Origin of the sequence: Selenomonas sp. oral taxon 126 (assembly GCF_001683335.1) — a bacterium.
Classification (GTDB): Bacteria; Bacillota; Negativicutes; order Selenomonadales; family Selenomonadaceae; genus Centipeda.
Genome location: NZ_CP016201.1, coordinates 2590401 through 2593026, shown reverse-complemented (window position 1 = coordinate 2593026; position 2626 = coordinate 2590401). Strand labels below are relative to the sequence as shown.

Annotated in this window: 1 rRNA gene and 1 other annotated feature; the gene reads left to right on the top strand. The window is 52.6% G+C overall.

Annotated elements, in window-relative coordinates:
- Positions 1 to 223: 223 nt before the first annotated feature.
- Positions 224 to 2260 (top strand): 23S ribosomal RNA (locus AXF19_RS16050).
- A 58-nt stretch (positions 2261 to 2318) separates the two neighbouring features.
- Positions 2319 to 2626, top strand: a sequence feature (23S ribosomal RNA rRNA prediction is too short).

Sequence of the window (2626 nt, the reverse complement as noted above, 5' to 3'; positions counted from 1 at the left end):
CCCCCCGTAAACGGGGGAAGCTAAGAGAGCGAGATTGGCGTCACCTTCAGCCTCCCCTGCTTGCGGGGGAGGGGGACCACGCAACGCGTGGTGGAAGGGGCGAAATCATGAGCGTAGGAAGCAGAACAGTCCTCACTAAAAGATTTTCCCAAGCAAATTAGGATAAAGCGAAAATACCTTTAAACTGATGACAAAAGTCGTAAGACGTAAGTCAAGTTTAGAAGGGCATACGGCGGATGCCTAGGCGTTTCGAAACGAAGAAGGACGCGATCAGCTGCGATAAGCCATGACGAGCTGCAAGTAAGCATAGACTCATGGATTTCCGAATGGGGCAACCCGGCAAGAGTAACGTCTTGTCACCTTATCTACGAGATAAGGAGAAAACACCCGATGAACTGAAACATCTAAGTAGTCGGAGGAAAAGAAATCAAAGAGATTCCCTGAGTAGCGGCGAGCGAAACGGGAAGAGCCCAAACCAAATGACTTCGGTTGTTTGGGGTTGCGGACCTGCAACAAACTGGACACTTTAGTGGAAGCATCTGGGAAGGTGCGGCAAAGAGAGTGAGACCCTCGTACACGAAAGAGTGAAAAGCGGGCAGGAATCCAGAGTACCACAGGGCACGAGGAACCCAGTGGGAAGCAGGGTGGACCACCATCCAAGGCTAAATACATCGAAACGACCGATAGCGATGAGTACCGTGAGGGAAAGGTGAAAAGAACCCCGGGAGGGGAGTGCAATAGAACCTGAAACCGTATGTCTACAAACAGTCGGAGCACTTTACATGTGCGACGGCGTGCCTATTGAAGAATGAACCGGCGAGTTAATTTATGCTGCGAGGTTAAGCGGGAGACGCGGAGCCGAAGCGAAAGCGAGTCTTAAGAGGGCGTCAAGTAGCATGGATTAGACCCGAAACCACAGTGATCTATACATGTCCAGGTTGAAGCTCAGGTAAAAATGAGTGGAGGACCGAACCCGTGCATGTTGAAAAATGTTGGGATGAGATGTGTATAGGGGTGAAATGCCAATCGAACGTGGAGATAGCTGGTTCTCCCCGAAATAGCTTTAGGGCTAGCCTCAGGCGAATAACCATAGAGACGGTAGAGCACTGATCGGGCAAGGGGGCGTAAAGCCTACCGACCCCAGTCAAACTACGAATGGCTCATATGGGCAGCCTGGGAGTCAGAATGCGAGTGATAAGACCCGTATTCAAGAGGGAAACAGCCCAGACCGCCGGCTAAGGTCCCAAATGCTGTGCTAAGTGGAGAAGGATGTAGGACTTCGAAAACAACCAGGATGTTGGCTCAGAAGCAGCCACCATTAAAAGAGTGCGTAATAGCTCACTGGTCGAGAGGCCCTGCGCCGAAAATATCCGGGGCTAAAGCACAGAACCGAAGCCGCGGCAAAGTTACTATGTAACTTTGGGTAGGGGAGCGTTCTTATCCGGACGAAGGTAGACCGGAAGGACTGCTGGACGGATAAGAAGTGAGAATGCCGGTATGAGTAGCGAAACGACAGGTGAGAATCCTGTCCACCGAAAGCCTAAGGTATCCCGGGCAACGCTCGTCGTCCCGGGGTTAGTCGGGACCTAAGCCGAGGCGAAAAGCATAGGCGATGGACAACTGGCGAAAATTCCAGTACCGGGCGTCTTCGTTTGAGGATGGAGTGACGCAGGAAGGAAGCTGAGCACGCGATTGGATGTGCGTGTCGAAGGCGGTAGGCTAGTATGGAGGCAAATCCCCATACTACAAGGCCGAGAACCGATCGATAGGAAAGACTACGGTCAATCTGAATTCAGCTGCACTACACTGCCAAGAAAAGCTTCTAACGAGAAGACGTCCGCCCGTACCAAAACCGACACAGGTAGGCGGGGAGAGAATCCTAAGGTGCGCGGGAAAACCCTCGTTAAGGAACTCGGCAAAATGCATCCGTAACTTCGGGAAAAGGATGGCCGCTGGTGGTGAAGACATTTACTGTTGGAGCTGTTGGCGGCGGCAGAAAAGAGGCCCAAGCGACTGTTTACCACAAACACAGGTGCCTGCGAAAGCGCAAGCTGAAGTATAGGTGCTGACGCCTGCCCGGTGCAGGAAGGTTAAGGAGAGTTGTTAGCCGTAAGGTGAAGCAGCGAACTGAAGCCCCTGTAAACGGCGGCCGTAACTATAACGGTCCTAAGGTAGCGAAATTCCTTGTCGGGTAAGTTCCGACCCGCACGAAAGGCGTAACGATTTGGGCACTGTCTCAACGAGGGACCCGGTGAAATTGAAATACCTGTGAAGATGCAGGTTACCCGCGACTGGACAGAAAGACCCCATGGAGCTTTACTGCAGCTTGGCATTGGTCTTTGGCATATAACGTACAGGATAGCCGGGAGACTGGGAGGATAGATCGCTAGAACTATCGGAGTCACCGTTGGGATACCGGCCTTTATATGCTAAGGATCTAACCGGAACATTAACAGTGTTCGGGACAGTACCAGGCGGGCAGTTTGACTGGGGCGGTCGCCTCCGAAAGAGCAACGGAGGCGTCCAAAGGTTCCCTCAGCGCGGACAGAAATCGCGCGAAGAGCATAAAGGCAGAAGGGAGCTTGACTGCGAGACTGACGGGTCGAGCAGGTACGAAAGTAGGGCT